Source organism: Vibrio clamense (assembly GCF_050337905.1).
In the GTDB taxonomy this organism is placed as follows: Bacteria; Pseudomonadota; Gammaproteobacteria; order Enterobacterales; family Vibrionaceae; genus Vibrio; species Vibrio cortegadensis.
Genome location: NZ_JAKJTJ010000022.1, coordinates 241,004 through 267,526 on the forward strand (window position 1 = coordinate 241,004; position 26,523 = coordinate 267,526).

Here is a 26,523-nt window from a genome sequence, read left to right on the forward strand (position 1 = left end):
AATCAGAGAGAATATGAAAATGAATAAAAAAATGACTCTACTCGCTGGTGCGATTAGCAGTGTATTAAGTGGTGCTGCGCTGGCCGATATCAATGATATTGTGATTACAGAGTATGTTGAATCAAGTGTTGATGCGTATGCCGTAAACAGCGCAGTTGAAATTACAAACTTTGGTTCTACTGATTTCACATTCACAGATCATGCTTTGTATTATAGTCAATACAAGAACAAAGTATTGAAACCAGATGACTCAACACCAGTATTGAGCGGTGTGGTGATTCCTGCGGGTAAATCAATCGTTGTTGTTGCAGATAACGCGACATCGGAACTTAAAGCAGCGGTAGCCGTTAATGGTGCGAATATTATCTATTCAGGTAGTTATAACGATGCTAGTGGCGGTACTGCTATTGGACACGATGCTCTAAACTTTAACGGCGATGATGCAGTTTGGATCGGTTCTGACACCGATGCCACGGTTATTCACGATATTATTGGTGTGGATGGTACTGCATGGGGGAAAGAAGTTACTTTCCGTCGAACAAATGATGCGATAACGCCAGATAAAACGTACGAAGTTCTACATTGGGCGAATATGGGGTCTGATGTATACACTGATTTAGGTCTACCGACGTTAGAAACGCCACCGCCACCACCAACACCACCGACAGAAGTGACCTTAGCTGAAGTTCAAGGTAGTGGTATGTTCTCTCCTTTAATTGAAGAGGAATTTGGAACCCCACTGAGTGAAGAGAAATTCTATCAAACAGAAGCGACTTACAAACTCACAGCTTATGTTGGTTACGCTCTACCAAGTGCAGGTAGTGGTCTTTCTAAAGGCTTTTTCCTATACGATAACGATGGCAACCCGCTAACCTCTGACGGTCTATTTGTTTTTTCAAGCACTTCGCCTGAAGTCGGTAAAGAAGTGACGGTTGTAGGGCAGGTTCGTGAATACTATGGTCAAACTCAGCTTTCATTAACTGAAGATATCGTTGAGACGGGTAACAGTATTACGCCACCAAGCCCTGTAGATCTAAAGCGTCTGCCTGAAGATGGTGGGTCTTTTGCTAAAACCTTAGAGCGTCATGAAGGCATGTTAGTCAAACTTGTTGAAGACATGGATGATGTGAAAGCAGGCAACCAAGACATGCGCGTGACTCGTGCATTTGCGTTCGATTTTGAGCTTTACCATAAAGGTAAATTCCGTAATAACCTTGCTTTGGCGTATGAAGAGCCTAACTTCCACCCGAACCAAGAATATGTGGCGGGTAGCTTTGAGTCGCTCTCGAAGATTGAACAAAACCGCGACGCAACTCTGTTCTTAGAAAGCGAAAAAGCACCGAGTAACGGTAAGATCCCTTACTACGCTGACTTTAGCTATGACAAGCCTATTCGTATTAATGATGGCATTAAGAATGTTGAAGGTGTTATTGCTTACACTTACGATGAATATCGTTTAGTTGTAAAAGATCCTGAAGCGGGTGGTTATCAGATGCAAACATCTGATATTACTCCAAACACACCACGTCCAGAGTCGAAGAAAAATAAGTATGGTGATGATACTGGCGAATATGACATTGTAGATGAGCAGTACGATGACGGCTTTACTATTAAGGTAGCAACACAAAACGTATTGAACCTTTTCAACTCTCCTTATGGCGGTAGTGATAATAAGTTTGGTGATAACCGTGGTGCTAAGACTGAAATTGAGTATGAACGTCAGAAAGCTAAAATTGTTGAAGCTATTTATGGTTTAGATGCTGATATTCTTGGTTTAATGGAAATTGAGAATAACGGTTTTGGTGACTTTGGCTCGCTCAAAACATTACTTGCAGCGGTAAATGCCAAGTATGACGAAGAAGATTACGCAAACCGTGGCGATCAAAACTCAATCCATAATCGTTATGTCTTTGTAGGCTTTGATAGTAATGGCGATACGATTCTTGATGAAAATGACACTATAGGTTCCGATGCAATCACATCGGGCGTAATTTACCGTCCGTCTAAAGTGTCGATTGTTGCTGGTCAAATTATTCAAATGCCAGAGCAGCACGCTCCGGTCGTTGAATATCCAGAAGGTGGTGCCCTTATTGATGATAAAGGCGAAGTTCGTGAAAGTGGTGACAACTATCAACGTAATTCAGTTGCTGCGACGTTCAATGTTCTTAATACCGGTAAAACACTAACGGTTGCGATTAACCACTTGAAATCTAAAGGCTCTACATGTCATGAAGATTGGGTAGGTTGGGATCAGTGGGATAACTTTGACCCAGTAAATGATGATGTTCGTAACGATGATTACCAAGGTTCATGTGAGAACTTCCGTGTATCTGCTGCTTACCAGTTAGGTACAGAAATGGCGAAGATCGGTGGTGATCAAGTTATCCTTGGTGACATGAACTCTTACACCTACGAAGATCCGATGTTGGTGCTAACAGATAACCCAACTAAAAAAGAAATTTATGCTTCAAGCTATACATTTGTAGGTAAAGATGTATTTGAGAAAAATGGTCAAAAAATCAATACCACATTTGGTTACTTGAACGCTGTTGATCTTAAAACACCTGAAGGTAAAACCGCATGGAGTTACTCATACAACAATGAGATTGGCTCGTTGGATCACCTGTTAATTACGCCTTCATTGAAAGATCGTTTAGTTGATGCGGCTGATTGGCACATCAACGCGGCTGAGTCTTCATTGAACGATTACAGCAACTACAAAAAATCGTCAAACGAAACTGAAAACCCGTTTTATGAGCAAACACCAATTCGTTCATCAGACCACGATCCAGCAATGGTATCTCTAGGCTACAAATATGGTGAAGCTGGGATGCACATTGCAGTGAAGAGCAGCCGTGCAGATGTTCCTTATGCAATTAGTGTTACACAGTCTGAGTTGCCAGATAATTTTGCTGCTCTGACTGATGAGGAAAAAGCTGAGATTACGGCGAAGCGTGATGCTGAACTGCCTATGAGTGGTGATGTCGCGGAGCTTACTATCTCGCCAATGCCTGAAGGTGTTTCTTTACCTAAAGTGACCCTTACAGAAGATGGCAATCAAACCGTAATGTTTGACGTCGTTGGACTTCCTACTGGTGAGTTTACGTTTGGTATGAAGCTAACACGTACTGAAATGTCAAGAGCTGCAGGTGATGTGACTGTCATTGATAGCAAATCGGTTGCGGTAACGGTTGATAAGCGTGATTCAAGCAATGTTAAACCAACTACACCATCATACGATGGTTCAGGTGGTGCGTTTGGATTTGGCGCTCTATTGTCACTGTTCGGCTTTGGCTTCTTACGTCGCCGTCGTCAGTAATCTGACTTAAGGGCTAGCGCTTTTGGCGCTAGCCCTTTTTATTACATGAATTTCGGTAATAGAACGTGAGATTACCGATGTATGAAACTTGTTTACCCATGAGGTTTAACAATGAAAAAAAGTTTAATAGCGGCAGCGATTGGTGCTGTGATTGCACCGAGTGTATACGCAAATGTAGTTATCACAGAGGTCGTTGAAGGCTCTAAAAGCAATAAAGCGATTGAAATAGCCAATGTAGGTTCTTCTGCCATCACTTTAGATGGTTATAGCTTAATGATTGAATCGAATGGCGCTGGCGATTGGAAAAATCCATTTGATCTAGCAGGTATCACCCTTCAGTCTGGTGATACTTATGTTGTGGCTAATTCGAGTGCTTCGGATGAGTTAAAAGCGCTAGCGAATGACTTTGGTACTGTAACTTACTATAACGGAAATGACGCGATTTCATTGCAAAAAGATGGTGTTGTCGTCGATATTCTAGGAAACATTGATGGTGAGAAGTTTAACGAAAATGTCACTCTTAAACGTACAGATATGTCACCGAGTACGACTTACGACGCCACTAAATTTGAAGTTTTAGCTACGGATGACTGGGCCGATATAGGCAAAGTAGAGCTTGGTGAAGGTAGTAGCGGTGCTGTTTTGATCTCTGAACTGATTGAAAATGGTAACGATAAAGCCGTTGAATTATACAACGGTACTAGTGAAGCCATTGATTTATCAGAGTATAAAATCATTGAATATAATAACCAAGGCTCTGGTGGTGCACCGAAAGAGCTCGCTCTTTCTGGCACACTCGAAGCTGGTGGTGTTTATGTGATTGCACATAGTCAACTAGCTGGTAAGTATCCAGATGTTGTCGATCATACGTATGATCTTGGATTCAATGGTAAAGGTGGTGATGCAGTTGTCTTAGCGAAAGGTAGTGAGCATCTTGATATTGTGGGCTTTGTTGCTTCAGATGCCGCAGATGTTTTTGAAAACTTATCACTGCGTCGTAAAGATTTATCTTCTCCATCTATCACCTTTGACAGCAATGATTGGGATCAGTCTAAAAAAGGTGATGCAGATTTCTACGATAGCTTAGGAAAAGTAGACGGCGCTACACCTCCGGGCCCAGATCCTGACCCTGACCCAGATCCAACACCAGATACATTAATCAGTGCGCTACAAGGCGACTCTTGGGCATCTCCACATACAGACCCTGCAAATGGTAAATTCATCTCAGATGACGTTTTCACTGTCGAAGGTGTGATCACCGCAATTCAAGGTGAAGCGCTTGATACTGATGGTGCTGTTGGCTTCTTTATGCAAGATGAAACGCCAGATTCTGATCCAAAAACATCTGATGGTATTTTTGTTGTTGCTAGTGTGGCCGATCTTTCGATTGGTGACAAAGTGGCCGTTACAGGCCCGGTTGAAGAAAAATATGGTTGGACACAGATTCCAGCAACTGCCGTTGTAAAAAATGGGACAGGTACGGTTTCTGCAACAGAAGTTCAGAGACTTGATAGTGATCCTGAGTTTGATTTTACCTTAGAGCGCCACGAAGGCATGCTAGTTAAGCTGACTTCAATTTCTGATATGAAAGTATCGCGTAGCTACAGTATGGATGATGGCCCTAAACGCTTCAACATGGTATTAGCACAAGGTAAAGCGAACGTTCATCCAAACCAAGCTTTCTTCCCAGGTACGCAAGAGGCCGATCAAGCGGCTGATTGTAATGATGATGCGCGTCTTGTCGTCGAGTCTTTAGCGAAAGATACGGTTGGTATACCAACGTGGTACCCTGACTTTGGTAATACAGATGTAGACCAAAATGGCTCAACGGAAGACTTTATCCGTGTAGGTGACCGTGCAAATAACCTTCAAGGTGTCGTAGGCTACTCGTACTCTGATTACCGTATTTTTGTTACAGAAGAAGCAAATAACGACACCTTTATGGCTCGTGGTAATAACCGAGATGTAGCGCCTGATTTGAAAGAAGGTGATATCCGCGTAGCAACATTCAATGCCAACCAATATTTCAATAGTGTTCAAGGCGGCGGTGAAACGAATGATTTCCTAGCACTTGATGCATCAGCAGGTGCACAAAGCTCAACTGAATTTGATCATCAAACTCAAAAGCTTGTGAAGGCTCTTACCCTATTAAATGCTGATATTGTTGGCTTGATGGAAATCGAGAACAATGGGTTTGGTGAAAGCTCTGCCATTTCTTACTTAGTCACTCAACTTAATGCAGAGTTAGAAGAAGAGCAGAAGTACAACATTGCAAGTGCTGAAGGCTTAACGAATGTTGGTGAACTTGCGACAAGCAGCTACGTTATCTTCCGTCCTAGTAAGGTTGGTCTTGAGTCATTAACTGTGATCCCTATGCCTGAGCAGCATTTAGAAGACGATACTGTGATTGCTCAGCATGATGCGGTTGTACCAGTATTTTCATTTAAAGATCGTGACGAAACGTTAACCCTTGCCGTTAGCCACTTCGCTGACCGTGGTGAAACTTGCTTAAGTGATGATGCTTTAGAGCGTCAAGGTGGTTGTGCTGACTTACGTGTATCGGCGGCAGACTATCTTGGTCAGCAACTGGCAGACATGAGTGGTGAAAAAATTATTCTTGGTAGCTTAAATGCTTACACTAAGGAAGATGCGATTACGGTTCTAACTGATCGCACTTCTGCTCCTGAAGATTACAAGATCACAGCAGCAGCCAATACTTTTGTCGGTGATACTCCTCTACATGGTGATGCAGGGGCTGATATTACCAAAACTTATGGCTATGAAAATGTATTAGCGATTGTTGATCCTAATAGCTTTAACGCTGTTCGTGGTGATGCGAATGGCAGCCTAGACTATATCCTGACATCTGCAGGATTGAAGTCTAAAGTGGTTGACGCAACTCACTGGAATATTAATGCTTCTGAATCTGAGTTACTTTCAGCGGGCTATGAAGTAGGACAGAAGTATTCTGATGCATTCCGCTCAGCGCAAAACGATCCGGTTGTACTGTCAATTGCATTCAATGGTAAACCACTAGATCCGGTGGACCCTGTTTACCCAGATCCGGATAAGCCGATTGCCCCTGGTACGCCAATTGAACTGCCTTCTGAGCCTATCAATGAACCTCGCACAGAAACGCCAGTTGCAAATGGTACCTTTAACTACTTTGTTGACTTAACCAATTACTCTAACTCTGCTTATTTGAAGGTGGGCGATGAGGTTTCTGTGAGCTTTAGTAATGCAGATTCGGGTTTTGTTGCGACATCTTCAAATGTACAAAAAGACACGCTTGATCAGTTTGAAATTGCACTAGGTTGGACTGAAGTAGCAATTTCTAGCCTCGAAGTTGGTGACTACACAGTAACAACGTCGGTAGAAGGAAGTGTACTCGAAACTAAGCAAATGTCTGTTACTCAAACTGCTAGTAGCGGCAGCAGTGGTGGTTCATTTGGATTCGGTGGCTTATTGAGTTTATTGGGCCTTGGTTTCCTACGTCGTCGTTTGAGCAAGTAACTTACTGCATTAAGGAGTAGGGGCTCTGTCGCCCCTAAAATAAAAGTATGAAAAAGACACTACTGACTTTACTTATTCCGTGTGCATTCGGTGCTAATGCAGCTTATGAACAGGCGCATGATCCTCATGTGGTAGGTGGGCTACCAACGCTAACCTGTGAAATGACGATTAAAGAGCCTGTTGAGCCACCAATTCCACCGGGTGAAATTCATAATCCAGATGGTTATTACGATAGTGCGCTTGATAAAACTGGCGATGAGCTGAAGCTTGCGCTGAATAATATTATCTCGACAGGTATTACCAAGCTTTCATACAGTGACGTTTGGGGGGCGCTAGGTATTACCGATGAAGATCCTAATGATCCAAAGAACGTTATTTTGATGTACACAGGGCGCTCTCAGCTGAAAACGTTCAGCAGTAGCGGTAATAATGATGGTGATGCATGGAACCGTGAGCACTCGTATCCTAAGTCAAATGGTGGGTTTAACGACAGCAGAGCATCTGCATATACTGATATCCATCACCTTCGCCCAACAGATGCATCAATAAATAGTGAGCGTGGGAATTTAGAATTTGATAATGGAGGCTCTCCTACATCAGAATCACCAGCAGCAGGAAACAAGAAAGATGGAGACTCGTTTGAGCCGCGTGACGCTGTGAAAGGGGACGTAGCTCGTATGATGTTTTACATGGCGACTCGCTATGAAGGAAAAGATAGTAGCGATGCTGCTAATCCAGATCTTGAACTAGTTTCCAGCGTGACGGATAACGGAACCGCTTTGGGTAACGTTTGTGTCCTATTGGAGTGGAGCTCTCAAGATCCTGTGGATCACTTTGAATTTAACCGTAATAGCAAAATTCAAGGTATTCAAGGTAACCGAAATCCATTCGTAGACAACCCTCAATGGGGCGAAAATATCTTCAGAAAAGACTGTACGAAATAGTCATGTTAAAGGGGCGTATTTATACGCTCCTTTTTTTGATCAAAAATACACAGATCCATATAAGATTATGATAAACACTTGCCTTTCCCTCTCGGTACTGCACAATACACCATCTATTCGCCTGTTTCCTATAGAGTAATCGATACTTCCCATGCTACTAATCATCGACAATTACGACTCATTTACCTACAACCTATACCAATATTTTTGTGAGTTAGGCGCGGAAGTGAACGTTGTGCGTAATGATGAAATCGATATTGCGGGTATTGAAGCGTTAGCGCCGACCCATTTAGTGATCTCCCCTGGGCCTTGTACTCCGAATGACGCGGGGATCTCACTTGAAGTTATCGAGTATTTTGCAGGAAAATTGCCGATTATGGGGGTTTGTTTAGGGCATCAAGCGATTGCTCAAGTTTTCGGTGGCGAAGTGGTGCGTGCAAGACAGGTTATGCATGGTAAAACCTCTCCCATTAAACACACAGGAAAAAGTGTGTTTAAAACGCTGAACAACCCTTTGACCGTGACACGCTATCACTCCCTAGTGGTAAAAAATGACACGTTGCCTGATTGTTTTGAACTGACAGCGTGGACAGAGCTTGAAGATGGAAGCATGGATGAGATCATGGGCTATCAACATAAAACCCTCGCGATTGATGCGGTTCAGTTTCATCCGGAATCCATTAAAACAGAGCAAGGCCATCAATTACTGGCAAATTTCCTTTTACGATAGTCCTGTTTTTGGCTATTCATTACGCTCCAACACCTGACTCGGATCACTTTTCTTAACATTTTCTTCATCTATTTTATTGTGGATATTCTATGCAAGTTTATTCGCGCTATATCCCTCGATCCTCTTCTATGCCTTGTATTTCCTCATTTAATAATTACTAGCACGCAATTTATCCGGAAAAAAATTCATAAAACGATTTGATTGCTGCATAAGTAGTCACATATAGTGAGCTTTGAACTATTATTTCTGCAAGTAAAAGAACAATCTACTATTGAAATAGTTAATTAAATGTAAATACAATGCTGCATTAGTAGAAATGCCAAACAAAATATTCATCATAATGAAACCCTCATCGATTTCATAAAATGAGAGGCATCTACCTGGCATGCAGTATCTAAAGGAGTGCAATGACAATGGAAAATAAAGTAGAACGTAGTTTGTTTAATGAGGTGATGGTGCCTTGTTATAACCCAATGGAAATGATCCCTGTGAAAGGGGAAGGCGCAAGAATTTGGGATCAGCAAGGTAACGAGTATATCGATTTTGCTGGTGGTATTGCGGTGAGCTGCTTAGGTCATTGTCACCCTGCTATGGTGAACGCTGTAACAGAACAAGCAAACAAACTGTGGCATTTAAGTAATGTCATGACCAATGAACCAGCACTTCGTTTAGCTAAGAAGCTAACAGAAGTCAGCTTTGCAGATAAGGTCTTCTTTGCAAACTCAGGTGCAGAAGCAAACGAAGCAGCACTGAAACTGGCTCGTCGTTGGGCTGCTGATGTTCACGGTGAAGAAAAATCTGAAATTATCGCGTTCCAACAAGGCTTCCACGGTCGTACTTTCTTTACGGTCACTGTGGGCGGTCAAGCGGCGTATTCTGATGGCTTTGGTCCTAAGCCGGGTGATATCACTCACCTGCCTTACAATGACGTAGCCGCGCTAGAAGCGCATATTTCTAGCCGTACTTGTGCCGTGATGATGGAACCTCTCCAAGGGGAAGGCGGCATCATTTCTCCTACTTCAGAATTTGTTCAAACGGTTCGTGAGCTGTGTGATAAGCACAACGCACTACTGATTTTTGATGAAGTGCAAACAGGCAATGGTCGTACTGGCGATTTCTATGCTTATCAAGGTCTTGGTGTGACGCCTGATATTCTGAGTACTGCAAAATCTCTTGGTGGCGGCTTCCCGATTGGCGCAATGCTGACAACGGACAAACTGGCCCCTCATCTTAAAGTTGGGACTCATGGCTCTACTTATGGTGGTAACCCACTAGCGTGTGCCGTCGCAGAAGCGGTGGTTGATGTTGTTAGCCAACCTGAAACGCTTGCTGGCGTGAAAGAGCGTGAAGCACTGTTCCGCGCAGGTTTAGAGAAAATTAACGACAAATACAACATATTCAGCGAAGTTCGCGGTAAGGGCTTACTGCTTGGGGCGGCGCTGAATGATGAATGGCAAGGTCGAGCACGTGACGTACTCGTTGCAGCAGGCAAAGAAGGATTAATGGTATTGGTGGCGGGTCTTAATGTCGTCCGTTTTACACCATCATTAGTCATCACAAAACAAGAAATAGAAGAAGGTTTAGCGAAACTAGATAAAGCGATCAGCACTCTAGTTTAATTTTCGTTAAAGCCTCATTTGCACAGCCCAGTGGTAATAACTTAATGGAGTTATGTTGGGCTGTGTTGTTTGCATCTGGAGGGAATATTGATGCTGGTTGTTCGCCCAATAAAAAAATCAGACTACGATGCGCTGCATACATGCGCAGTAGAATCTGGACATGGATTTACATCTCTTCCTGTTAACGAAGAACTGTTAACAAATCGAATTACTCATTCTGAATACAGTTTTAGCAAAGAAAGCGTGACTGAACCTGGTGATGAAGGCTACCTAATGGTGGGCTTTGATACTGAAACGGGTGAAGTTGCGGGTACCACGGGTATTGAAGCCTCTATCGGTTGGGATGTCCCTTTTTACTCTTATCACATCAGTAAAGTGGTCCACTCATCGAATAAGCTCGGTGTGAATAATGTGGTTAAGCTTCTGACTTTTGGCAACAACTACACAGGATGCAGTGAAATTTGCACCTTGTTCTTACGCCCTGATTTTCGTAAAGGCTTGAATGGTCGTTTGATGTCTAAGAGCCGTTTTTTACTGATGGCTGAGCACCCACACCGTTTTTCAAAGACTATTTTTGCAGAAATGCGCGGTGTATCGGATGCTGATGGAAATTCGCCATTCTGGCAGTGGCTACAAGATCACTTCTTCTCGATTGATTTTACTCTCGCAGATTACTTAACCGGAATTGGTAAGAAAGGCTTTATTGCTGATCTTATGCCGAAGTTGCCGATTTACATCAACTTGCTGAGCCAAGAAGCTCAAGATGTGATTGGTGTTGTACATGAAAATACTCGACCTGCATTGAAGTTACTTGAAAATGAAGGGTTCACCAATCGTGGGTACGTTGATATTTTCGATGCTGGCCCAACAGTAGAGTGTGATTTACGTAATATCGACTCTGTGCGAGATTCGATTCGTGCGAAAGTGGTGATTGCTGAACATTCAAGTTCACAAGCTTACTTGATGGGTAATACCTCGTTTGAAAACTTCCGAGCAGTGGCGGCGAAAGGTGCGTATGACCTAGCCAGCGAAAGTGTGATCCTATCCTCTGAGGTGGCGGAAGCGCTTGAAGTGAATGAAGGTGATTTTGTTCGGTTATTAGCGCAATAGATAAATGATTGTGCGATGTGATTAACAAGCTATCTCATTGTCATAGCCAGTCAACAAATCATTGGCTGGCTATGTGGATAGGAATTATTTAGAAGGAATTAAGATGACTCAATGGATCGCAGGTGAATGGGTTGCAGGACAAGGTGAAGCGATGACTTCACTCAGCCCTTTCAATAATGATGTCATTTGGCATGGTGATAGTGCCACTCCCGTTCAAGTTGAATCAGCGGTTAAATCCGCTCGATTGGCATTTCAAAGTTGGAAGCATCTTTCATTTTCAGAGCGTGAACAGGTCGTACTAGCGTTTGCTGAAAAAGTGAAAGAGAACAGCGAAGAGATCGCGCAGATCATCGCAAAAGAGACGGGTAAGCCAATTTGGGAAACGCGTACTGAAGCGGGTGCGATGGCGGGTAAAATTGCTATCTCAATTCGAGCGTACCACGAGCGAACGGGTGAAGCTTCTCGTGAAGCGGCAGGCAATCAAATAGTACTGCGCCACCGACCTTTAGGTGTCATGGCGGTATTTGGGCCTTATAACTTCCCTGGTCACTTGCCAAATGGCCATATTGTACCTGCGCTTCTTGCGGGCAATACCGTGGTCTTTAAGCCATCAGAACAGACGCCTTGGACAGGTGAGTTTGTGATGAAACTGTGGCAACAAGCGGGTCTACCTGCTGGTGTCATTAACCTTGTACAAGGGGCAAAAGAGACGGGGATTGCTCTTGCTGATGCGAAAGGAATCGACGGTGTTCTCTTTACGGGCAGTGCGAATACCGGACATATCCTTCATCGCCAATTTGCAGGGCAACCAAGTAAAATGCTGGCATTAGAGATGGGTGGAAACAACCCAATGGTCATCTCTGATAAATACGGCGATTTAGACGCGACGGTATACACCATTATCCAGTCGGCCTTCATCAGTGCAGGTCAGCGTTGTACCTGTGCACGTCGTTTGTATATCCCATTTGGCAGTAAAGGTGATGCACTTCTTGAGAAGTTAATCAGTGCGACTCAAAAGATTCGAGTTGATCAACCGTTTGCTGAGCCAGCCCCGTTTATGGGCCCACAAATTTCAGAAGCGGCAGCGAAGTTTATTTTGGATGCTCAAGCGAACCTGCAATCGTTAGGTGGTGAAAGCTTAGTGCTTGCGAAAGGCTTAGAGGCGGCATTTGTGACACCGGGTATTATCGATGTAACACAAATCGTCGAGCTACCAGATGAAGAGTATTTTGGCCCGTTACTACAGGTTATTCGTTACGAAAGCCTCGATGCGGCGGTTGAAATGGCAAACGACACTCGATTTGGCTTGTCTGCTGGACTTGTGTCTACAGACGATGGTGAATGGGATTACTTTGTGGATCACATTCGCGCGGGCATCGTGAACCGTAACCGCCAATTGACCGGAGCGAGTGGTGATGCGCCATTTGGTGGCCCCGGTGCTTCTGGTAATTTACGACCAAGTGCTTACTACGCTGCTGACTATTGTGCTTATCCAATGGCATCAATGGAAGGTGAAGAGACATTACTCCCTGCCACCTTTAGCCCTGGTCTAGAGCTTTAGGGCTACGGTAGGCGGAAACCTCAATTCAGTACTAAATGGTTATCGAATGCAGAGTGATACAGCATGAGATAACCTTTTTTCTACAGCAAACTCGGTCTACAGACCCTAATAAATACAACAAGGAGGCGTCATGACGCCAGATGTTTTATTTGAATCCCTATGGAAAGATTATATTCAACGCCTTTGCCCTTCTGCGGATAAGGTTCATCAATTGCTTCGCGAAGATGCTGAGCTGATTAATGATCACATCGCACTTCGAACGTTTAATGTTGCTCCTCTTGGGATTGAAACCTTAGCGAAGCCTTTTTTAGCATTAGGGTATAAAGAGTGTGGTGATTATCTATTTGAAAGCAAAAAGTTGGTTGCAAAGCATTATGAACATGATGATCCAAACCAACCAAAAGTCTTTATTAGTGAACTGAAAGTGGAAGAGTGCTCTGAAGCGTTACAAGGCATCGTCGCTAAACTGGTGGATCAAGTGGATGCTCAACAATTGAAGACTCAGGACTTCTTATACAGTGGCCGTCAATGGGAACTGAGCTTTGAAGATTACCAAACTTTAGCAAAAGAGAGTGAATACGCCTCTTGGTTAGCGGCTCATGGTTATGGTGCTAATCACTTTACAGTCAGTGTGAATCAATTAAATGACTTTAGTGAAGTTCAAGAGGTGAATGATCATCTCAGTAGCGTTGGGTTTGTTATCAATGGTTCTGGGGGGGAGGTTAAAGGCTCACCAGAAGTGCTATTGGAGCAATCATCGACCATGGCCGATCGCGTATTGGTCCAATTTACTGAGAGTGAACAAGTTGTCCCTGGCGGGTTTTACGAGTTTGCGAAACGTTACCCAATGAATGATGGTCAGTTGTACACGGGTTTTGTTGCTGCGTCAGCCGATAAGATCTTTGAGAGTACAAACGGCTAGATCATTAATACGAGCGCATGGCGTAACAATTAGCTAATAAAAAACCACCAATAGCGATATTGGTGGTTTTTAAATTTTATAGTGTTTTCAGTAACGCGAACTAGCGAGTACCGTAAACTACAATTGTCTTACCGTGAGCTGAAATCAAGTTCTGCTCTTCTAGCATCTTCAAGATACGACCAACCGTTTCACGAGAACAGCCAACGATTTGACCGATTTCTTGGCGAGTGATCTTAATTTGCATGCCATCAGGGTGAGTCATTGCATCAGGTTGTTTCGCTAGGTTTAGTAGCGTTTGTGCAATTCGGCCCGTTACATCTAGGAATGCTAAGTCACCTACTTTTTGGCTAGTAACTTGTAGACGGTTTGCCATTTGCGCTGAAAGACGCATTAGGATGTCTGGGTTTACTTGGATAAGTTGGCGGAATTTCTTGAAAGAAATCTCAGCAACTTCACAAGGAGATTTTGCTCGAACCCATGCTGTACGCTCTTGGTCTTCTTCAAAAAGACCGAGCTCACCAATGAAGTCACCTTGGTTAAGGTAAGACAAGATCATCTCTTTGCCTTCTTCATCTTTAATTAGTACCGCAACTGAACCTTTCACAATGTAATACAAAGTTTCGGCTTTTTCACCTGCGTGAATCAGCGTACTTTTTGATGGGTACTTATGAATATGACAGTGTGAAAGAAACCACTCTAATGTTGGGTCGGTTTGAGGTTTACCTAGAACCATAATATCTCACTTCCTCTGCAGGGTACGCTTGCTGCTTTCCATAATTAGCAAAGCCTAGTAGTAGGCAGTTCCGTTAGGATAAGAGCACTCTTGTTAGTGCTACAAGCTATCTTGTGTTTCGGTTAGGAATAGTATCCTTTTTCCTAATCCATTTCTTGATTTTAATCGTGTCATTGCCACGATCTTCTACGCAAAACTGTGCACATGATCACGGTATGAAAAGTAACCGAGATTTAAGCGTGATGACTAACCAATTTTTCCTGTTTCAATCAGCTGTTGCAGGATTGGTCTCACGATGAGTTCCATGGCAAAACTCATTTTCCCTCCCGGCACAACCAGTGTGTTATGGCGTGACATGAAGGAGCCATCAATCATGGCTAATAGGTACGGAAAATCAACATTTTTAATCCCACGTAGACGAATGACAACAAAGCTTTCATCTAAACTTGGGATGCCTTTTGCATTCAATGGGTTTGATGTATCAACGGTTGGCACTCGCTGAAAGTTGATATGAGTGCGAGAGAATTGAGGGGTAATATAATTCAAATAGTCATCCATTGAACGAACGATCGAATCCATTACCGCTTCTCTGGAGTGGCCACGATCTCGTGTATCGCGAACAAATTTCTGAATCCACTCTAGGTTGACTATTGGCACCATGCCAATCAATAAATCGACATGCTGTGAAACGTTGATGTCGCCATCTACGACCCCACCGTGCAATCCTTCATAGAACAACACATCAGAGTCAGATGAAATGTCCTGCCATGGGGTAAAAGTGCCGGGCATTTGGTTGTAGGGTACCGCTTCATCGAATGTATGAAGGTAACGCCTTACTTGGCCAACACCCTCATTGCCATACTCTCTGAAAAACTCAGCCAAAGCAGGAAAGTCATTCGCTTGAGGGCCGAAATAACTGATGTGTTTACCCTGTTCTCGGGCTTTGCGTATTTCCACATCCATCTCAGGGCGTGTAAAACGGTGGAAACTATCTCCTTCAACCCATGCTGCTTTGACATCCATCATATTGAACATCTTGCGGAAGGCTTCAGAAGTTGTTGTAGTACCAGCACCGGAAGAGCCAGTCACTGCGATTATTGGGTGTTTTGCGGACATGACAAACCTTGTCTTGAAGTAACGTACTTGTTAGCAATCGGTAACACTATAACACGTAAATGTGATCTGTCATGGTCTGCTATGCGGTTAAACTCGATTTCGAATCTGAATATCAACGGTTTCATGTAGCTCAGAAAATACGACGTTTGCCTCTCCGGACTTAAGTTGGATAATGACCTGATCCACTTTATCTTGCAGTGAAAACTCAAACTCGCCGTAATCGGTGCCTTCTCTAAGAACAAACTCTTTGATTAAGTTTTGTAACGTTTCAGGTTCGATCTCTTGCCACGGGATGATCATACATACCTCTGAATTTTTGGTTGGGAGTGGAATGCTAGGATATGAAGCGAGAGGCTTTATACCCAAGTTGATCCCAAAAACCAATACCGTATTTACATTTCACTCATTTATCTGGGATCGGGCGGATCCTAGCGTTTACATTATGATTGGTTCAGAAAGCTTTCGTAATACGCAGGAATGGCCTTTTCTAGCCAGAAAGTTGGTTTGAGCGCATGGCCAGTTAAAAAGCCGACATGACCACCTCGTTCAAATAATCGGTAGTCAATATTCTCAGGCAAAACAAAACGAGGGATCACCGCATCGGTCATGAATGGATCATCTTTGGCATGAATAAACTGAGTTGGAATGGTGATCTGTTTGATCTTATGGATCCCTGAACACTGTTGATAATAATCTTCAGCGTTTTTAAATCCATGAAGAGGTGCGGTGATCAAGTCATCGAAGTCGTACAAGCGAGAGACTTGTTTAATGCAATTGTCGGTTACCCCGAGCTCTTCACTCAGTAAATGCTGCTTTTTGAGTGCATTGTGCTTGAGTGAATTGAGTAGGTAGTTTCGATAAACCTTGGAAAAGCCTTGCTCAATGCGTGAAGAACAAGCTGCAAGATCAAGAGGCGCAGAAACAACGGTCGCGGCATTGATAATAGGGTCATCTCGATAGGTGGCTAAATAATTGGTTAGCATATTGCCGCCCAAGGAGATCCCCACAGCAACTTTGGGCTGAGTTGGAAACTGTTGCTGAATATAGTTTAAGAAAAGACGCGCATCTTCTGTTTCGCCAGAGTGATAGGCTCTTGCCAGTCGATTCGGTTTTCCACTGCATCCACGGAAATGCATCATGACTGAAATCCAGCCATCTTGAGCAAAAGCATTCATTAACCCGTTGGCGTATGGGCTATTGAAGCAACCTTCTAGTCCATGAAAAAGAATGAATACCGGTTTCGTTTTGGCTTGCTTAGTCGTCCAGTCTTCACTCCATGCAAGATCAAGAAAATCCCCATCAGGCGTATCAAGAGTTTGCCAAAGAGGATCAAATAGTGCTTTTTTTCGAATAAAGCGCGGCATCAATGTCTGCAGGTGAGGATTACTTAGCCCTTTAGCTGCTGTGAATATAGTCATAAATCAAACTCATTCATTGGGTTGGAGTGGAGTAGTGTTTGAAGCGCAATGAGCCCTTTCTTTAGTTGAGCTTGGTTGATTGGCGAGCTAAGTGCAAGCCTTACCGCAGGGGAAATACTGCCTGCTGGTGGGGAAAATAGTTCTCCAGATTTCACCACAACCCCCATTTCAGCGGCTTGAGCGACGAAATCACTCAATCGCCAGTGCTCTGGGAGTGGTAACCATAAATGGAAGCAATCTCGCTTATACACTGGCTGAAAAGGGGAGAGATATTCGAGGGCTATCGCTAGCCGTTGCTCCATTTCCTGACGAATAATATCAAGCGTTTTATCTGCATCCCCATTGGCGGTCATTTCACACGCTAAAGCGGTCAATAGAGGGCTCACCATCCAACTGTGATTTTGCAAGGTTGAAACCAAAGGTTGGTAGAGTTTCTTCGGGGCGTGTAAGTAGCCCACTCGCAATCCGGGGGCTAAGCATTTAGAAAAAGCGCCAATGTGAATCACCTGCTCAGGATCGAGATTCACCATTGGAGGGTAAACCTCAGCGGCAAGCAATCCGTTTACATCATCTTCAATGATCAATAGATCATACCGCTTACAGACTTCGAGTATGTCGAGTCGCCTCTGTTGAGACATGATGGCCGTCGTCGGGTTTTGAAAAGTTGGGGTAAGGTAGATAAAGCGTGCTTGATATTGTCGGCAAGCCGCTTCTAATCCCGCAGGTGTAATCCCTTGTTCATCCATTTCGACCCCTTTGACCGATAGCTGTTTTTGCCTCGCTAAACTGAGGAGGCCGGGATAAGTACTTTTTTCTACCAGTAAGGTGTCCCCTGCGCGAGTGAAAGCATCAATAACGATTTGAACGGCATGCTGAGCGCCTGAACTAAATAATAACTGCTGTGGATTAAGATTAACGCCTTTGCTATCGAGCCAGTGGCAAATCTGCTGCTTATGAGACTCTAATCCATGAGGTTTTTGGTACAGCATCAGTTGCTCAATCAGTTGGGGGGATTGCGAGAGGGTCGCCATTGCCTGATTAAGCATATTACTCCGCTCAATTTTTGGCGGAATGTTGTAGCCAAAATTGCACTCATCTGGATTTTCGGTGCTCTCTTCAAAGCTCCAGCTGCTCTTGTTTTTATCGGCAATAAAAGTTCCAGATCCTACTCTTGCTTCGACAAGCCCACGTCGTTCTGCTTCTGCATAAGCACGGGTGATAGTACCAACAGTCACTTGTAATTGGTCTGCAAGTTTACGTTGAGTCGGTAATTTTTGGTTGGCTTTGAGATCTCCATGATCAATTTGCTTAGAAAGCTGATCAGCGATCTGTTTGTACATCGGTGTTGTACTTTGCTTAGACAGCGTCATTTCTTGAATTGTCATGGTGACAATAAACCTTTTGCTAATAATAAAACGCATTGTTATGGTCATTGTGTGCAAAGTGAAACAAAAACTCAACAATTAGTTCTTTAAATGGATGATTGTATCGATACAATTTTAAGGAGTGTTCAATGGAGTGGCAATTTTTTCTATCGGTAGCATTATTTGCATTGGTGATGACAGGCACGCCAGGGCCAAATAATGTCATGTTGACCGCCTCTGGTGCTAATTTTGGCTATCGTCGGTCTATCCCTCACTTTATCGGTATTGGATTTGGCTTGATCAGTTTGATTTCCCTGAATGGCCTGGGGCTTGGCGTATTGTTTCAAACCTATCCTGAGATCCAAGATGCTTTGAAGATCCTCGGCAGTGCTTATTTGCTCTACTTAGCGTGGAAAATCGCTTTTTCCAGCGCGATGAGCAAAGGGGAAGGTAAGGCAAACAAACCGATGACTTGTTGGGAGGCGATTCTGTTTCAATACTTAAATCCTAAAGCTTGGATGATGTCGATTACAGCCGTTGGATCCTTTGCGTATTCGGGCGAGGACTACTGGTGGTCGATTGCTGCGATATCTATCATTTTTCTACTTGTTCAGGTACACACGTCATCGGTGTGGGTTGGGTTTGGTGCATTCATTAGGCGTTGGCTATCAACCCCGAAAGCATGGCAACGATTTAACCTCGGTATGGGGACTTTAACCGCGAGTTGTGTGGTGTTTATCTGGTAATAGTAATGTCACGGGTTATGGGTTATGGGTTATGGGTTATGGGTTATGGGTTATGGATCTAGCTATTTGCGATTTTTGGCGCGGGTTCTGAAAAGGCGGGATAGAGTTGTTCACCGCCGAGTTGACGGCAGTAACGCAGAGTCAGTGGTTCACTGTAGTTATTGTGTAGGCGAAGTGCATTAATACAATCGACGAGATCAGACTGTTGTTGTCGTTCTAGCTGTAATTCGAATTGTAACGCTTCTCGGTAGAGTGAGTCAGGGGTGTGGGATTTGAGATGGCGACGAAGCTCTCGGTAACTATGAAGCAGTGATTCTGAACGGCCAAGGCACTCTTGTACCTTATGCCATTCACTTTCTTGGAAGGCAACCTGCTGTTCGTCGAGCCATTTGAGCAGTAGTAGCAGGTTCACATTCCCGTGGAATTGATTTTGGAGCGTTAAGCACGCTTCTTTAACTTCTCGCACACTATAATATTGCAAGCTAAATTGCCATAAGCGTTCTAAGGTCAAAGATATGTTTACGTGCTCTTGGCTCATTCGATACTAAATTCCTTTTCCATGGACTCAAGGTCTTCTTGTCCAGACATCCATTCTAACTCTGTCTCTTCCAATTCCGATTTGCTTGATGCTTGTAGCGCGAGTACTTGAGTAAGTTTAGCTTTATTTTCTGCATCATAAAGTGATGTGTCTGATAATTGTAGTTCTGCTTCGCTTAACTGTTCGCCTAATTTATCCATTTTTGCTTCAAGCTTGGTTAAATTTTTGCGGATAGGGGCGGTCAGCTTTCTAAATTCAGCTTCACGACGTTTTTGATCTTTCTTTGATGCCGCACTGTTTGCGCTGTCTTTTGCTGGAGCGAGAGCTTGTGCTTCTTTTCGCTCTAGTTTTTGTTGATCGGTTAACCACTTGTAGTAATCAACTAAGTCACCATCAAAAGGCGCAACTTGACGATCATGAACTAAATACAGGTCATCGGTCGTAGCACGGAGTAAATACCTATCGTGGCTGACAATCACCATCGCACCTTCGAAGGTTTGCAGAGCCATGGTTAACGCTTGACGCATATCCAAATCAAGGTGGTTGGTTGGCTCATCGAGCAGTAGTAAGTTTGGTTTTTGCCAGACTAATAGAGCCAATACTAAACGGGCCTTTTCACCACCAGAAAATGGCGCGACTTTATCAAGGGCTTTTTCGCCATTGAAACCAAAGCTGCCGAGGTAATCTCGTAGTTGTTGTTCTGTATGTTGTGGCGCAATCTGCATCATATGTTGCAGTGGCGTCTCTTCTGGATGCAAGGTCTCAAGTTGGTGCTGAGCGAAATAGCCAATCTTCACACCTTGAGAGTAATTGAATTCGCCAGATTGCGCTTCAAGTTCACCAGAAAGTAATTTGATCAGCGTTGATTTACCCGCACCATTGCGACCCAATAGACCGATACGGCTGCCCGGAACGAGGTTTAAACGAATCTTTTCGAGGATAAGGTTGTTGTCGTAACCCGCAGACACTTCATCCATCATCAAAATTGGGTTTGGCAGAGCGGATGGCTCTCTAAACTCAAAGCTGAACGGATTATCGAACTGCGCAGGTAGCACTTGTTCCATCTTCTCTAAGGCTTTGATTCGGCTCTGAGCTTGGCGAGCTTTCGATGCCTTGTAACGGAAACGGTCGATGTAGCTCTGCATGTGCGACATCTGTTTTTGCTGCTTCTGATACATGGATTGTTGCAAGATCAGCTTTTGAGCACGTTGCGTTTCAAATGACGAATAGTTGCCAGTGTACTCATTGAGTAATTGGTTTTCGACATGAATAATTCGGTTCACGATAGGGTCTAAGAAGTCTCTATCGTGAGAAATTAAGATCAAGGTGCCAGGGTAACTCTGTAACCAACGCTCTAACCACATCACCGCATCCAAATCCAAGTGGTTGGTCGGTTCATCGAGCAATAGCAGATCGGAACGGCAGAGTAGGGCTTGCGCTAAGTTCAAACGCATACGCCAACCACCAGAAAACTGAGTAAGATTCCAACTCATCTGCTCTTGGCTAAAACCAAGGCCATCGAGTAGTTCTGCCGCGCGGGCATTAATGCTGTAACCACCAATCGTCTCTATTTTGCCATGCAGCTCTGCAACCAAAGTGCCGTTGTCGGCTTGTTCGGCTTCGAGCAATGCATTTTCGAGGCCGCGATATTCTCTGTCTCCATCAATCACATACTCTATGGCTTTACGCTCTAGAGCCGGAGTCTCTTGCGCTACCCATGCTAATTCCCAGTGGCTTGGTTGGTGGAAGGTACCAGCATCTATCGACAGCTCATCTTTCAATAGAGCGAATAGGGTGGATTTACCGCAACCGTTTTTGCCGACAAGGCCGACTTTATCGCCAGGGTGAATCGTAGCGGATGCTTGGTCGAGTAGTGGTTTTCCGCCGCGAAGCAGTTGAATATCAGAGAAAGTAATCATAAAAATCGCATTGAGATTGGAGGTGATTAGGCGGTGAGCATAGTAGGATGAAACCAGATAAAAGTCGATCATTATACAAATTGGGTTATGATGCAGAAATCATATAACAATTTGATAACTAGCCTCAACTCTGGATAAGAAAGTCTAAAAGCTTATTAATTTTAAATGGTTAGTCGATTTATTTGCTCAGTGTTGCAATTTTAGATGCATAACAAGGCAAAATCACAAGTCAGTAGCTTGTCTATTGCGGTGATTTTAACGCGGTTAGGCGCGAAAAGAGCAGTACAGAGCGGCTTCAATTATCCTGAGTTGAGGCTAAGCACCCAAGGAAGAACGGTTAAAGAATGAGTGATACCCAACCTCAAGTTGCATCACCGCTTAAGATATTGGTGATATACGCGCACCCCGAGCCGCATAGTTCGATAGCCAATCAGGCCATGATCAAAGCGATTGAACCTTTGGGGCATGTTCGTGTGCACGATCTTTACGCCACCTATCCTGACTTCTTTATCGATGTTAATTTCGAACACCAGTTACTACTTGAGCATGATGTCATCGTGTTTCAGCATCCTCTTTATATGTATTCATGTCCTGCTTTATTAAAAGAGTGGTTTGATCGCGTTCTATCTAAAGGCTTTGCGTTTGGCCATGAATGCGCACTAGAGGGTAAATATTGGCGCAGTGTCATTACGACTGGCGGTCAAGAAGGCGCGTTTGGTGCGCAGGGTTACAACAAGTATCCACTGGAAGAGATTTTACAGCCATTTGAGTTAACCGCATCACTGTGCCGTATGCACTGGTTAGATCCATTAGTGCTGCACTGGGCTCGAAACATTAATGACAAGGAGAGAGAGCACCACGCCGATAGGTATCGCCACTGGTTACAAGATCCATTAGGCAAGTTTTCTGAACAACTATCAGCGACAGATGGAGATGCGGATGGCCAGTGAGTTTCTACAGAGTAGCGTGATTTTTCTTTCTGCCGCGGTGGTGGCGGTTCCACTTGCTCAGCGTTTAGGGCTTGGTTCTGTTCTGGGTTACTTATTAGCCGGAGTTGCTATTGGCCCTTGGGGATTAGGGTTAATTAGTGATGTGGAAGCCATTCTTCATTTCTCTGAATTTGGTGTGGTACTGCTGCTGTTCTTAATTGGTTTGGAGTTGAACCCTAAAAAACTTTGGACGATGCGAGGGCCCATTCTCGGGCTTGGTGGCGCACAGGTCTGTATTACGACCTTATTGATTGCGGCTATCGCTTATATGTTCGGCTTAAGTTGGCAAACCAGTTTAGTGATTGGTATGGGATTAGCCTTGTCATCTACCGCCATTGCGCTACGTGTTATCGAAGAGCGTGAACTGAGTGGTAAAGAGGCAGGACAGTCTGGTTTTGCTGTGCTGCTTTTTCAAGATATCGCGGTGATCCCAATGTTGGCTATGCTCCCATTATTAGCAGGGAGTACCGGAGGCAGTTGGGCTGACATGCTGTGGATGCTCGGCGGAGTCTTTGGGTTATTGATTGGTGGGCACTTTTTGCTGCGACCGCTGTTTCGGTATGTAGTGATGAGTGGCGTGCGTGAGCTGTTCACCGTTGCGGCGCTGTTATTGGTGATTGGTATTGCGGTATTGATGCAGAAGATTGGCCTATCGATGGCGCTCGGGACATTTTTAGCGGGTGTGCTATTGGCCGAGAGCGAATATCGTCATGAATTAGAGATAGCGATCGAGCCATTTAAAGGCTTGCTGTTGGGGTTGTTTTTTATCTCCGTAGGGATGGCGGTTAACTTAGGTCTGCTGGCAGAGAGTCCGCTGGCTATCTTGATTGCCGTCACCGCTTTAGTCGTATTTAAAGGCTTTGTGCTTTATGGATTGGCTCGTATTTTTGGCATTCAAACCAAAGCTCGAAGCCGAATGGCGATGATTTTAAGTCAAGGTGGTGAGTTCGCCTTTGTGATTTTTACTGCTGCCAGTGCGCAAGGTATTTTGTCGGGGGAGCAGGTCTCTTTCTTATTGGTTGTGGTGAGCTTATCTATGGTCACCACGCCATTAATGCTTAAACTACAAGACAGGTTTTTCGCTCGCGAACTTAATCAAATCAGTGAAGATGCGATGCAATCTGATGTGGTTGATCGTAGTCCAAGAGTGATCATTGCAGGCTTTGGTCGTTTTGGGCAGATTATTGGTCGGTTGATGTACGCCAATAAGATCCGTATTACCGTATTAGAAAGTGACGCGAGCCAAATTCATTTATTGCGTAAGTTTGGCTATAAAGTGTTTTATGGGGATGCGACTCAGTTGGATTTATTACGAGCTGCGGGGGCAGATAAAGCGGAAGCGATTGTGCTGTGTACTGACTCTCCTGATGAAATCATGAAAATTGTTGATATCTGCCGACAGCATTTTCCACGTCTAAAAATATTAGCTCGTGCACGTAGCCGTGTTGAGGCTTATCAATTAATGAATCATGGTGTTAATAATTACTCTCGTGAGACCTTTTTAGGGGCACTTGATTTAGGGCGACAGGCTCTTACTGAGTTGGGTATGCATCCTTATCAAGCAAAGCGAGCTGAAGCACATTTTAGAAAGCTAGATAACTCGATGCTTAAAGAGTTACTGCCTCAGCACAGTGAAGATAAAGAGCTCGCATTGCGATCGAAAGAAGCGCGGAAAGAGTTGGAAGAGATATTTGGTCATGAGATGGAGAACGATCGCCAGTCTCGTAACTATTGGGAATAGAAAAAGGAACTAGACGTGAAACAGAGAAAACGCTTTATTGCAGGAGCAAGTTGTCCAAATTGTAAAACGCAAGACACCCTTCGCTGGTGGATTGAAAACAATATTGAGTTGGTTGAGTGCGTCGAATGTGACTTCACTGAGCAGCGTAAGCCTAAATCTGTAGATAAAACTGAACATGCGACACAAGAAATGATCGGTATTTTTAAACCAGAATGATTGAGTTTCGCCAATTCATCCCCATAATGTGGGGATAAGTTCTTATGTGACCTTTATTTCGTCCTAAGAGCATGATCTTCTTTAGGCCTAGTTGTCACTATCTAGAGCTTTTATTCCCTTGGAGTACACATGAAAATTGAAAAGAACGTAGTAGTAAGCGTAGCGTATCAAGTTAAACTTGAAGACGGTGTGGTTGTCGATCAATCAACAGTTGAAGCACCGCTAGATTACCTTCACGGTCACAACAACCTAATTACTGGTCTTGAAAAAGAGTTAGACGGTAAAGTTGCAGGCGATAAATTCTCAGTGACAGTATCTCCAGAAGATGCTTATGGCGAACACAGCGATGACCTAGTACAACGCGTTCCTGCTGATGTATTCCAAGGTGTTGAAGAAATTGAAGTGGGTATGCGTTTCCTCGCGGATACTGACCAAGGTCCAATTCCTGTAGAAGTAACAGAAGTTGATGGCGACGAAGTTGTTGTTGATGGTAACCACATGCTTGCTGGCCAAACTCTAACGTTTGACGTTGAAGTTGTAGCGGTTCGTGAAGCAACTGCAGAAGAAGCTGAACACGGTCATGTACACCAAGAGGGCGGTTGTGGTGGCCACGGTCATGATCACGACCATGAAGGCGGTTGTTGTGGTGGCGAAGGCCATGATCACGACCACGGCGAGAAGAAAGAAGGCTGCTGTGGCGGCGGCGGTTGTGGTTCTCACTAATTCCGCATTGAAATGACTTCTAAAACCCTCCAAGTTGGAGGGTTTTTTTTATGCCTTTAATTTAAGGCCCTTTCTGATCTGACAGGTTGACTAATGACAGGCTGGCACGGATATTAAGTGCTAATGAATAGTCTGCTGATACTGAGCGGAACGCTATATTTCTACATAAAAGGGTGTTTTATGCGTCAACCATTTTCTATCGCGATACATGGTGGTGCGGGTACGATTTTGCGTGAGCAGATGAGTGACGGGCTAAAGTTGGGTATTTTAACCACCTTAGAGAAATCGGTGAGAGCTGGCTATGATATTTTACAAACGGAAGGTGATGCGGCGGATGCGGTTGTCGCCGCGGTGAAAGTGATGGAGGATTGCCCACACTTCAATGCTGGTAAAGGTTCAGTGTTAACTCATCAAGAATTCATCGAGATGGACGCTTCAGTGATGCATGGGAAAAAGATGGATGCTGGAGCCGTTGCTGGGGTTCGTCATATAAGAAATCCGATTGAATTAGCCCGCGATGTGATGAGAAAAAGTGATCACGTGTTACTGATGGGCGAAGGGGCTGAGCAGTTTGCTTTCGATCAGGGCTACCAATATACCGAACAAGATTACTTCCTTACCGACCGTCGTTATGAGCAGCTTCAATCGATGAAAGAGAAAGGTTTGTTTGCGCTTTCAGAAGCCTCTTATGAACACTCTGTTGAACAACAGAAGCCGCAATTAGAATCGCCTCTTACAGGAAGCCAAACTGCTTCAGCGTATCCTGATGATAATAAATATGGCACCGTTGGAGCCGTCGCACTGGATCAGCAAGGTAACTTGGCGGCCGCAACGAGTACGGGCGGCGTCACCAATAAAAAATATGGTCGTGTTGGCGATTCACCCATAATAGGGGCGGGTACGGTTGCTGAAAACGGTAATGTCGCGGTCTCTACAACGGGGATGGGCGAATTTTTCTTACGTAAAATGGTGGCCGGAGATGTGGCTGCTCGTATGCGTTATTTGAAAGAAAATGTACACACGGCTTGTGAGAATATTATTCAGGGGGATCTAAAAGCGATGGGAGGAGAGGGCGGATTGATCGCGGTCGATGCCCAAGGGGATATCCACTTTGCAATGAATAGCTCAGGAATGTATCGCGCGAGTATTGATGTCGATGGGAAGTTCAGTGTCAAAATTTACGCAGATGAATAGGACTTAGTTTTCCTTGTTGTTATCCCTACTGACTCTAGATGTAAGAAGCTTATCTAATAAAATAAGCTTCTTATCGAATCGAGAACTCAGGGAGCAAAGACAAGACTC

General features: G+C 44.1%; 21 protein-coding genes. 14 read left to right on the plus strand and 7 right to left on the minus strand.

Annotated features, from left to right (window positions below):
* Positions 1-19 precede the first annotated feature (19 nt).
* The 8 genes from L4C39_RS10425 (at position 20) to L4C39_RS10460 (ending at position 13,718) form a co-directional block, all read left to right on the plus strand.
* Entirely contained in the window at positions 20-3,319 is a 3,300-nt protein-coding gene (locus L4C39_RS10425) for an ExeM/NucH family extracellular endonuclease (protein ID WP_429745753.1), read from the plus strand.
* A gap of 111 nt (positions 3,320-3,430) precedes the next feature.
* On the plus strand, positions 3,431-6,832 hold the full coding sequence (locus tag L4C39_RS10430; RefSeq protein ID WP_429745755.1) for an ExeM/NucH family extracellular endonuclease: 3,402 nt from the start codon (positions 3,431-3,433) through the stop codon (positions 6,830-6,832).
* A 47-nt stretch (positions 6,833-6,879) separates the two neighbouring features.
* A complete protein-coding gene (locus tag L4C39_RS10435) occupies positions 6,880-7,776 on the plus strand; it encodes an endonuclease I family protein (RefSeq protein WP_429745757.1) in 897 nt (298 codons plus the stop codon).
* Positions 7,777-7,927: 151 nt separating this feature from the next.
* Positions 7,928-8,506: an aminodeoxychorismate/anthranilate synthase component II gene (locus L4C39_RS10440; RefSeq protein WP_429745759.1), complete on the plus strand. Its 579-nt coding sequence runs from the start codon at positions 7,928-7,930 to the stop codon at positions 8,504-8,506.
* Positions 8,507-8,913: 407 nt separating this feature from the next.
* Positions 8,914-10,125 carry an aspartate aminotransferase family protein gene (locus L4C39_RS10445; RefSeq protein WP_029203370.1) on the plus strand — a complete coding sequence of 404 codons (1,212 nt, stop codon included), beginning with the start codon at positions 8,914-8,916 and terminating at the stop codon, positions 10,123-10,125.
* Positions 10,126-10,215: 90 nt separating this feature from the next.
* Positions 10,216-11,235: an arginine N-succinyltransferase gene (astA, locus tag L4C39_RS10450; protein ID WP_113797184.1), complete on the plus strand. Its 1,020-nt coding sequence runs from the start codon at positions 10,216-10,218 to the stop codon at positions 11,233-11,235.
* A gap of 103 nt (positions 11,236-11,338) precedes the next feature.
* Positions 11,339-12,796: a succinylglutamate-semialdehyde dehydrogenase gene (astD, locus tag L4C39_RS10455; RefSeq protein ID WP_371712080.1), complete on the plus strand. Its 1,458-nt coding sequence runs from the start codon at positions 11,339-11,341 to the stop codon at positions 12,794-12,796.
* 130 nt (positions 12,797-12,926) lie between these two features.
* The gene (locus tag L4C39_RS10460) at positions 12,927-13,718 is read left to right on the plus strand and encodes a DUF1338 domain-containing protein (protein ID WP_429745761.1); all 792 of its coding nucleotides are present in this window, start codon (positions 12,927-12,929) and stop codon (positions 13,716-13,718) included.
* Between the two features lie 100 nt (positions 13,719-13,818).
* Here the strand turns inward: L4C39_RS10460 and crp are convergent, their stop codons facing one another.
* From crp to L4C39_RS10485, 5 genes are all read right to left on the minus strand, one after another.
* Positions 13,819-14,451: a cAMP-activated global transcriptional regulator CRP gene (gene crp / locus L4C39_RS10465; RefSeq protein ID WP_004729651.1), complete on the minus strand. Its 633-nt coding sequence runs from the start codon at positions 14,449-14,451 to the stop codon at positions 13,819-13,821.
* Between the two features lie 246 nt (positions 14,452-14,697).
* Positions 14,698-15,567, minus strand: a complete 870-nt coding sequence (locus L4C39_RS10470) for a phosphoribulokinase (protein WP_113797178.1) — start codon at positions 15,565-15,567, stop codon at positions 14,698-14,700.
* Positions 15,568-15,654: 87 nt separating this feature from the next.
* Positions 15,655-15,867, minus strand: coding sequence for a YheU family protein (locus L4C39_RS10475; RefSeq protein WP_017052557.1), 213 nt, complete (start codon positions 15,865-15,867; stop codon positions 15,655-15,657).
* Between the two features lie 140 nt (positions 15,868-16,007).
* Positions 16,008-16,985 (minus strand): hydrolase, encoded by a 978-nt coding sequence (locus L4C39_RS10480; protein ID WP_429745779.1) that lies wholly within the window; start codon positions 16,983-16,985, stop codon positions 16,008-16,010.
* The gene (locus L4C39_RS10485; protein WP_429745781.1) at positions 16,982-18,370 is read right to left on the minus strand and encodes an aminotransferase-like domain-containing protein; all 1,389 of its coding nucleotides are present in this window, start codon (positions 18,368-18,370) and stop codon (positions 16,982-16,984) included. The genes L4C39_RS10480 and L4C39_RS10485 overlap by 4 nt, the downstream gene beginning before the upstream one ends.
* A gap of 128 nt (positions 18,371-18,498) precedes the next feature.
* Here L4C39_RS10485 and L4C39_RS10490 point away from each other — a divergent pair, with 128 nt between their 5' ends.
* Complete coding sequence (locus L4C39_RS10490) at positions 18,499-19,095, plus strand: LysE family translocator (RefSeq protein ID WP_429745783.1); 597 nt, start codon at positions 18,499-18,501, stop codon at positions 19,093-19,095.
* 58 nt (positions 19,096-19,153) lie between these two features.
* Here the strand turns inward: L4C39_RS10490 and L4C39_RS10495 are convergent, their stop codons facing one another.
* A complete protein-coding gene (locus L4C39_RS10495) occupies positions 19,154-19,633 on the minus strand; it encodes a TIGR02444 family protein (RefSeq protein ID WP_171756770.1) in 480 nt (159 codons plus the stop codon).
* Positions 19,630-21,552: an ABC transporter ATP-binding protein gene (locus L4C39_RS10500; protein ID WP_017053161.1), complete on the minus strand. Its 1,923-nt coding sequence runs from the start codon at positions 21,550-21,552 to the stop codon at positions 19,630-19,632. The genes L4C39_RS10495 and L4C39_RS10500 overlap by 4 nt, the downstream gene beginning before the upstream one ends.
* A gap of 344 nt (positions 21,553-21,896) precedes the next feature.
* Here L4C39_RS10500 and kefG point away from each other — a divergent pair, with 344 nt between their 5' ends.
* The 5 genes from kefG (at position 21,897) to L4C39_RS10525 (ending at position 26,415) form a co-directional block, all read left to right on the plus strand.
* Positions 21,897-22,502: a glutathione-regulated potassium-efflux system ancillary protein KefG gene (gene kefG / locus L4C39_RS10505; protein ID WP_429745786.1), complete on the plus strand. Its 606-nt coding sequence runs from the start codon at positions 21,897-21,899 to the stop codon at positions 22,500-22,502.
* A complete protein-coding gene (kefB, locus tag L4C39_RS10510) occupies positions 22,486-24,282 on the plus strand; it encodes a glutathione-regulated potassium-efflux system protein KefB (protein ID WP_113797164.1) in 1,797 nt (598 codons plus the stop codon). Before kefG ends, kefB begins: the two co-directional genes overlap by 17 nt.
* A 15-nt stretch (positions 24,283-24,297) precedes the next feature.
* Positions 24,298-24,498 carry a YheV family putative zinc ribbon protein gene (locus L4C39_RS10515; RefSeq protein WP_017053164.1) on the plus strand — a complete coding sequence of 67 codons (201 nt, stop codon included), beginning with the start codon at positions 24,298-24,300 and terminating at the stop codon, positions 24,496-24,498.
* A gap of 129 nt (positions 24,499-24,627) precedes the next feature.
* Entirely contained in the window at positions 24,628-25,221 is a 594-nt protein-coding gene (gene slyD, locus L4C39_RS10520; RefSeq protein ID WP_017053165.1) for a peptidylprolyl isomerase, read from the plus strand.
* Between the two features lie 180 nt (positions 25,222-25,401).
* Entirely contained in the window at positions 25,402-26,415 is a 1,014-nt protein-coding gene (locus L4C39_RS10525; protein WP_429745789.1) for an isoaspartyl peptidase/L-asparaginase family protein, read from the plus strand.
* Positions 26,416-26,523 lie beyond the last annotated feature (108 nt).

What these genes read in the sequence shown, in the direction of transcription:
- L4C39_RS10460 (WP_429745761.1), top strand. Translation starts at nt 12,927, where the DNA reads ATGACGCCAGATGTTTTATTTGAATCCCTATGGAAAGATTATATTCAA.
- L4C39_RS10445 (WP_029203370.1), top strand. Translation starts at nt 8,914, where the DNA reads ATGACAATGGAAAATAAAGTAGAACGTAGTTTGTTTAATGAGGTGATG.
- L4C39_RS10525 (WP_429745789.1), top strand. Translation starts at nt 25,402, where the DNA reads ATGCGTCAACCATTTTCTATCGCGATACATGGTGGTGCGGGTACGATT.
- astD (WP_371712080.1), top strand. Translation starts at nt 11,339, where the DNA reads ATGACTCAATGGATCGCAGGTGAATGGGTTGCAGGACAAGGTGAAGCG.
- L4C39_RS10430 (WP_429745755.1), top strand. Translation starts at nt 3,431, where the DNA reads ATGAAAAAAAGTTTAATAGCGGCAGCGATTGGTGCTGTGATTGCACCG.
- L4C39_RS10470 (WP_113797178.1), bottom strand. Translation starts at nt 15,567, where the DNA reads ATGTCCGCAAAACACCCAATAATCGCAGTGACTGGCTCTTCCGGTGCT.
- L4C39_RS10490 (WP_429745783.1), top strand. Translation starts at nt 18,499, where the DNA reads ATGGAGTGGCAATTTTTTCTATCGGTAGCATTATTTGCATTGGTGATG.
- kefB (WP_113797164.1), top strand. Translation starts at nt 22,486, where the DNA reads ATGCGGATGGCCAGTGAGTTTCTACAGAGTAGCGTGATTTTTCTTTCT.
- L4C39_RS10480 (WP_429745779.1), bottom strand. Translation starts at nt 16,985, where the DNA reads ATGACTATATTCACAGCAGCTAAAGGGCTAAGTAATCCTCACCTGCAG.
- astA (WP_113797184.1), top strand. Translation starts at nt 10,216, where the DNA reads ATGCTGGTTGTTCGCCCAATAAAAAAATCAGACTACGATGCGCTGCAT.
- L4C39_RS10495 (WP_171756770.1), bottom strand. Translation starts at nt 19,633, where the DNA reads ATGAGCCAAGAGCACGTAAACATATCTTTGACCTTAGAACGCTTATGG.
- L4C39_RS10485 (WP_429745781.1), bottom strand. Translation starts at nt 18,370, where the DNA reads ATGACAATTCAAGAAATGACGCTGTCTAAGCAAAGTACAACACCGATG.
- slyD (WP_017053165.1), top strand. Translation starts at nt 24,628, where the DNA reads ATGAAAATTGAAAAGAACGTAGTAGTAAGCGTAGCGTATCAAGTTAAA.
- kefG (WP_429745786.1), top strand. Translation starts at nt 21,897, where the DNA reads ATGAGTGATACCCAACCTCAAGTTGCATCACCGCTTAAGATATTGGTG.
- L4C39_RS10440 (WP_429745759.1), top strand. Translation starts at nt 7,928, where the DNA reads ATGCTACTAATCATCGACAATTACGACTCATTTACCTACAACCTATAC.
- L4C39_RS10475 (WP_017052557.1), bottom strand. Translation starts at nt 15,867, where the DNA reads ATGATCATCCCGTGGCAAGAGATCGAACCTGAAACGTTACAAAACTTA.
- L4C39_RS10435 (WP_429745757.1), top strand. Translation starts at nt 6,880, where the DNA reads ATGAAAAAGACACTACTGACTTTACTTATTCCGTGTGCATTCGGTGCT.
- L4C39_RS10500 (WP_017053161.1), bottom strand. Translation starts at nt 21,552, where the DNA reads ATGATTACTTTCTCTGATATTCAACTGCTTCGCGGCGGAAAACCACTA.
- crp (WP_004729651.1), bottom strand. Translation starts at nt 14,451, where the DNA reads ATGGTTCTAGGTAAACCTCAAACCGACCCAACATTAGAGTGGTTTCTT.
- L4C39_RS10425 (WP_429745753.1), top strand. Translation starts at nt 20, where the DNA reads ATGAATAAAAAAATGACTCTACTCGCTGGTGCGATTAGCAGTGTATTA.